The organism is Streptomyces prasinopilosus (assembly GCF_001419695.1).
Taxonomy (GTDB): Bacteria; Actinomycetota; Actinomycetes; order Streptomycetales; family Streptomycetaceae; genus Streptomyces; species Streptomyces prasinopilosus.
Window position 1 is genome coordinate 1 of sequence record NZ_LIRG01000609.1, and the last position, 5857, is coordinate 5857.

Annotated in this window: 5 protein-coding genes; 2 read left to right on the forward strand and 3 right to left on the reverse strand. The window is 72.4% G+C overall.

Annotation, left to right across the window (positions count from 1 at the left end; translation table 11 throughout):
* Nucleotides 1-85: 85 nt before the first annotated feature.
* Both AOK18_RS23165 and AOK18_RS23170 read right to left on the reverse strand, forming a co-directional pair.
* Entirely contained in the window at nt 86-1648 is a 1563-nt protein-coding gene (locus AOK18_RS23165; protein ID WP_055695594.1) for a PQQ-dependent sugar dehydrogenase, read from the reverse strand.
* An 866-nt stretch (nt 1649-2514) separates the two neighbouring features.
* Nucleotides 2515-3264 (reverse strand): SDR family NAD(P)-dependent oxidoreductase, encoded by a 750-nt coding sequence (locus AOK18_RS23170; protein ID WP_055695595.1) that lies wholly within the window; start codon nt 3262-3264, stop codon nt 2515-2517.
* A gap of 127 nt (nt 3265-3391) precedes the next feature.
* Between AOK18_RS23170 and AOK18_RS23175 the strand changes: the two genes are divergently transcribed.
* Nucleotides 3392-3826 carry an Rrf2 family transcriptional regulator gene (locus AOK18_RS23175; RefSeq protein WP_055573698.1) on the forward strand — a complete coding sequence of 145 codons (435 nt, stop codon included), beginning with the start codon at nt 3392-3394 and terminating at the stop codon, nt 3824-3826.
* A gap of 394 nt (nt 3827-4220) precedes the next feature.
* On the opposite strand, the gene AOK18_RS23180 is transcribed toward AOK18_RS23175, so the two are convergent.
* Nucleotides 4221-5177 carry an EamA family transporter gene (locus tag AOK18_RS23180; protein WP_055695597.1) on the reverse strand — a complete coding sequence of 319 codons (957 nt, stop codon included), beginning with the start codon at nt 5175-5177 and terminating at the stop codon, nt 4221-4223.
* 162 nt (nt 5178-5339) lie between these two features.
* Between AOK18_RS23180 and AOK18_RS23185 the strand changes: the two genes are divergently transcribed.
* Nucleotides 5340-5849: a MarR family winged helix-turn-helix transcriptional regulator gene (locus tag AOK18_RS23185; RefSeq protein WP_055695596.1), complete on the forward strand. Its 510-nt coding sequence runs from the start codon at nt 5340-5342 to the stop codon at nt 5847-5849.
* Nucleotides 5850-5857: the final 8 nt, after the last annotated feature.

The following is a 5857-nucleotide window of genomic DNA, read 5'->3' on the forward strand; positions in this document are numbered from 1 at the left end:
CCGGGGCAAGTACGTGTGGTGCGAGCTGGGCGGTGCTCAGGCCGCCGGAGGCGCGGTCGCGGGGTCACCGGACCGCGCCGGTGGTTCAGCGGCCGACCGCGCAGGCGTCCCCGTTGAGCGTGAACCGTGACGGCGGTGACGTGTCGCCGGTGTGGTCGGCGAGGTAGCCGAGGGTGACGCTCGCGCCCGGAGCGATCACGGCGTTGTGGGAGGCGTCGGACGCCTTGATCACGTTGCTTCCCTGGGTCAGGTCCGTGTTCCAGTCGGAGACGACGGTCTGCCCGAGGGCCAGCGGGAACTCCAGCGTCCAGCCGTTCACCGGGGTGCTGCCGGTGTTGGTGACGGTGAGGTCGGTCGTCAGGCCGGTCCCCCAGGTCGTCACCTTGCGGTCCACCCGGCAGGTGGGCTCCTCCCGCTCGAACGACACCCGGTGCAGGCCACCGGGCAGGTCGTTGACGACGTAGAACTCCCCTTCGGCGGTCGTGCCGATCGTCGTCACCTGGGTGGGCATCCTCCCGATCTCGGCCTGCTCGTAGCCGCCGCTGCCGTCGGGGCGCAGCGCCCAGACCGTGGAGGAGCAGAAGTCGGTGGCGATGTACGTGCCGCCGACCAGGTCGGCGTACTTCTGGCCGTGGTAGACGCGGCCGCCGATGATCGAGCAGCCGCCGGTGTAGGGGGAGTACGTGAAGACCGGTTCGGTGTACGTCTCGCCGGGCCCGCAGTCGCCGTCCTTGAACTTCTCCAGTCCTTCGTAGCAGGACCAGCCGAGGTTCAGTCCGCCCTGCCCGGGGGCGAGATGGTTGATCTCCTCCCATCGGCCCTGGCCGACGTCGCCGATCCACATCGATCCGTCGGCTTCGTCGAAGGAGAACCGCCACGGGTTGCGCAGCCCGTACAGCCAGATCTCGTCGCGGGCCCCGTCCGGGCCGACGAAGGGGTTGTCGGCGGGGACGCAGTAGGGGAGCGGGCCGCAGCTGCGGCTCACGTCGATCCGCATGATCTTGCCGAGCAGGGTGTCCAGCCGCTGGCCGGAGCGGAAGGGGTCCCCGGAGCCGCCGCCGTCGCCGATGCTCCAGTACAGGTTGCCGTCGGGGCCGAACGCGATCTGGCCGCCGTTGTGGTTGTTGTACCCGGCGTGTTCCTGGGAGAGCAGGACCTCCAGGCGGGACGCGTCGAGCCGGTAGCGGGCGAGGGTGACCGCGCCGTCGGGCAGGGCCGTGTACGCCAGGTACACGTTCCGGCTGGTGGCGAAGTCGGGCGGGAGGGCGATGCCGAGCAGGCCGCGCTCGTTGCCCGATTCGTCCACGGCCGACGTGATGTCGATGAGCGGGGAGGCGGCCAGACCGGTGTCCGGGTGGTAGGTGCGGACGGTGCCGGACTTCTCGGTGATGAACAGCCGGCCCGTGCCGTCGTCGGGACCCACGAGGGCGGTGGGCCGCCTCAGCCCTCCGGCGACCTGGGTGGTGGTCGCGTTGAGCGACGTCAGGGGCACGGTCGCGGCGCCCTTCGCCGTTCCCGTCCCGGGCGGCACGGCGTCCGCCGCTGCGGGGGGAGCCGCCGTGACGGGCCGGGCGGCGGCCGGGAGGGGGGCGAGGACGGTCAGCAGGAGGGCCAGCAGGAGGGGCCCGCTCCAGCGGGGTCGTGGCATGTCGGCTCCAGAAACGAGGACGTGTGCACGGCGGTGGTGCTTCTGGTGCTTCCCCGGGCAGCAGGCGCGATCGGTCCCCTGCGGGGTTCGACGGCGTGGGAGCGCTCCCGCGGACTCCCAGGCTGCGCGTCGTGAAACAGGGCGGCAACACCTGTTCGCGCCACTTTCGCCCCGCCTGGCGCAAACGGTGCGTCGCTTCTCACGACCGAGGGGCCCGAGCCGCCGCGGCCCTTCACGCCGACGCCGGACCGGGAGGACGGACGGGGCCCGTCCTGACGCGCGCCTGCGTCGGCGTCCGGGGTCGGCAGCCGCTCTCGCGCAGGGGTGGCCGGGGCGAGTACGTGCGGCGCGAGGTGGGCGGCGCACGGGCGGGACATCCGGGCCGAGTGGGCCGTACCCCACCGCACTGAGCCTCCACCACCTTGAAGGCGCAGGTCGAAGGGCTGGTGTGACCCGCACTCGGGGGACTCGCCCTGGCTCGTGGGCGGCAGTCCGCGGAGAAGACCGTTCGTCAGGAGCCGCTCTCCTCGGAGCTCGTAACGCGATCACGATCCGGTCTTCTTGAGGCGTGTGGAGCAGATGAGGCTGCAAGCCGACGAGACGGAGACGTCGTGGAGTTCGATCCGTCGTTCCCAGCGGACCGCAGGGCGTTCGAACCGGTGGAGCAGGGCGATCTGCTCGGCGACCGGCGGAGCCTGCCCGGGCCCTCGATGTCCGGGGAGCCCTTGCGGGAGATCAGCGCCTGGATACAGCGGCGTCGCAGCTCACCGCGCACCGCCTTCGAGTCGTACGCCTTGTCGCGGGTCGTCGGCGGTGCGCGCCCCGAAGGCGCGATGTCCCTCGGGGCGCGCGGCAGGGGTTCGGGTTCAGGCGTTGTAGCCGCCGTGGGCGTCCAGCACCGCGCCCGTGACGTACGACGCGGCGGGGCTCGCCAGGAAGGCGATCGCCGCGGCGATTTCGTCGGGGTGCCCCATGCGCCGCAGGGACAGCGAGCCGACCAGGGCCTTGAGGGTCTCGGGGTCCGGCGGTTGCATGCCGCCCTCCATCAGTCCGGCCTCCACGACGTTGGCCGTGATGTTCCGGGGCCCGAGGTCGCGTGCGACGCCCATGGTGTACCTCTCGATCCCGGACTTGGTCGCCGCGTAGTCGGCAAGGCCGGGGGCGCCGACCCGGGAGCCCAGTCCGGAACTCACCGTGATGATGCGGCCGCCTTCGCGCAGCACTCGGGAGGCGGCCCGGATGACGGCGATCACGCCGAGGTAGTTGGTGGCGTGCATCCGGTCCAGGGCGGCGGTGTCGGCGTCCGGGTCGTCCACCGTGCCGGCCACGGAGATCGCCGCGTTGTTGACGAGGACGTCCAGGCCGCCGAAGTGCGCGACCACGTCGTCGATCAGCGCCGGCGCCCGGCTCGTGTCCGCCTGGTCGGACCGGAAGGCGACGGCCTTGGCTCCCTTGCCGTGCACCTCGTCGACGACGGCCTGCGCCTGCTTCTCGGAGCTGACGTAGGTGAAGGCGACGTCGGCGCCCTGCTCGGCCAGCAGCCGCACGGTCGCGGCTCCCAGTCCGCGCGACCCCCCGGTGACCAGGGCGACCTTGCCCGTGAGTGGCTTGCTCATTCTTCTCACCTCGTTGATTGGACTTCCCGGCAGTCGCAACGTTAATTGTTACGACAGACTGTTGCAACCTTCACTGTTACGACTGTGCCGTCGTAACATGAGGCGTTGCGGCCGGGAGGAGGGGTTCATGAGTGCCAACAGCAGGTTGACCATCGCCGCCCACGCGCTGGCCTGGATCGGTCTCTACCAGCGCCAGGGCCATGAGGTCGCCACCTCCGAGCAGATCGCGACCAGCGCGAACACCAACCCCGTGGTGATCAGGCGGCTGCTCGGCGAGCTGCGCAGGGCCGGGCTCGTGGAGTCCCGGCGGGGCGTGGGCGCGGGCTGGTCGCTGGCGCGCGAGCTGGAGTCGATGACCCTGCTCGACGTGTACGAGGCAGTGGAACCCGGCCCGCTGTTCGCGATGCACCGCACCACCCCGGACCAGGGATGCGTGGTGGGTCACGGCATCCAGCCGGCGATGCAGGGCATCTACGAGGGCATCGAGGAGACCCTGAGACGCGAACTGGCCCGCGTCACGCTCGAGGACGTACTCCGGGACGTACTCGCGGCACCTCGCTAGCCTCCCCGTCACGCCCTGACATCACCAAGATCCCCGTCGATGCCCGAGCCAGTGAAGAGCCTGGCAACCGGTCACGCCAAAGACGGTTGCGCCATCTCTCGCTCCAGGACCAGCTTGTCGGTTCGCACTCACCGTGACCGGGTGGCCTTCCGAGATCCGGTGCATGCTGGATCCCGAGCCGCTGGAACGGATCACCGCGCGGCGCGCGGAGCTGGACGAACTCGAAGAACAGCCGGCCGAGCAGCCGGCGGAGGCGCGGGCCGAGCGGAACGAGCTCGCCGTCGCAGAGCGGGTCCTTGAGCGGATGGGCGAACAGCCCGCCGACGAGCGCGCCTCTGTCGCGCCGGTGTCCGGGCAGGTGGGCACCGTGGACGCGTCACGGTCCACCGTCCCGCTACGTGCAGCGGGCGGCCGACGGACGGCCGTCCGTCGCCCCACGGCGCCGCGAAGCCCTCCGCCCGGGCTCCCCCCGCCGCTCGAACGCCTTCCGCCGGGGTGCGGGTGCGAGTTGGCCCGCCACCGTCGCCCCGAACGCCAGGGTCATGCCCACCAGTTGCCACGGTGTCAGCGCCTCGCCGAGTGCCGCCCAGCCGACGACCGCCGCGGTGAGCGGGGAGAGCGGGCCGAGGAAGGTGACCTGGGTGGCGGTGAGGCGGCCGATGCCGTGGAACCAGAGCCAGTACGCGACCGCCGTGTTCACCAGGGCGAGGTAGAGGTAACCGCCGGCCGCCGGGCCGTCCAGGGCCGGCGGGGCGCCCTCGGCCAGCAGGGCGAGCGGGGCGATCAGCAGGCCGCCCGCGGTCAGTTGCCAGCCGGCGAGCGCGAGCGGGCCGGCGCCCTCGGGGCGGCCCCACCGCTGGGTGAGCACGGTGCCGGTGGACATCGAGGCGATGGAGGTGAGCGCCGCGAGCACGCCGAGGGGGTCCAGTGCCCCGGCCGCCTTCAGGACGACCAGGCTCACGCCGCACGCGGCCACGACCCCGGCGAGCAGGGTGCGCGCCGCCGGGCGCTGCCCCAGCAGCGGCGCCGAGAGGCCGGCCACGCACAGCGGGGCGATCGAGCCGACGGCGGCCGCCATGCCGCCGGGCAGGCGGTACGCGGAGAGGAACAGCAGCGGGAAGAACGCCCCGATGTTCAGCGCGCCGAGCACGGTCGCCTTCCACCACCAGGCGCCGCGCGGCAGTACCCGGGCGAGCGCGAGCAGCAGCAGCCCGGCGGGCAGGGCGCGCGCCAGGCCGGTGAACAGGGGGCGGTCGGCCGGGAGGAACTCGGTGGTGACGGCGTAGGTGGTGCCCCAGGAGACGGGGGCGAGGGCGGTGAGCGCGATCAGGACGGCGCGGTGCGAGGCCATGCGGCGCGGGGCCGTGCGGTGCGGGATCGTGCGGTTCGGGGCCACGGGGGCACACCTCTTCCCGGGACGGTGGTGGACCGGCAGGAGATAGCTTAACGCTAAGCAACTTGCTTGCAAGCTACTTTCTTGCGGGTCATCGGGAGGGGGCGGATACTCCTGTTCATGAGTGCACGCCCCGAGCAGCGCAAGGACCCCGTCGACGCGATCACCGAGCAGTGGGCCCGGGAGCGGCCGGACCTCGACACGGCCGCGATGGAGGTCTTCGGCCGCGTCTCCCGGCTCGCCCGCACCATGGGCGACCGGATCGAGAAGGCGTACGCCAAGTACGGGATCTCACGCGGGGAGTTCGACGTCCTCGCGACCCTGCGCCGCTCCGGCGCGCCCTACACCCTCCCCCCGCGCCGGCTCTCGGCCACGCTGATGCTCACCACCGGCGGGATGACGGGCCGGCTGGACAAGCTGGAGCAGGCGGGGCTGCTGCGCCGCTCCCCCGACCCGCACGACCGCCGGGGACTCCAGGTCACGCTCACCGAGCAGGGCCTGCGCCTGGCCGACGAGGCGGTCGGCGCGGGCCTCGCCCTCCAGACGCAGGCCCTGTCCGCCCTGGACGAGGAGCGGGTGGAACAACTGGCCGATCTGCTGCGGGAGTTGCTGCTCGCCACCGAGGGGTAGCGGCCGGG

Excerpts from the sequence above, each read along its gene's own strand:
- AOK18_RS23165 (WP_055695594.1), bottom strand. The coding sequence starts at position 1,648 with ATGCCACGACCCCGCTGGAGCGGGCCCCTCCTGCTGGCCCTCCTGCTG.
- AOK18_RS23170 (WP_055695595.1), bottom strand. The coding sequence starts at position 3,264 with ATGAGCAAGCCACTCACGGGCAAGGTCGCCCTGGTCACCGGGGGGTCG.
- AOK18_RS23175 (WP_055573698.1), top strand. The coding sequence starts at position 3,392 with ATGAGTGCCAACAGCAGGTTGACCATCGCCGCCCACGCGCTGGCCTGG.
- AOK18_RS23180 (WP_055695597.1), bottom strand. The coding sequence starts at position 5,177 with ATGGCCTCGCACCGCGCCGTCCTGATCGCGCTCACCGCCCTCGCCCCC.
- AOK18_RS23185 (WP_055695596.1), top strand. The coding sequence starts at position 5,340 with ATGAGTGCACGCCCCGAGCAGCGCAAGGACCCCGTCGACGCGATCACC.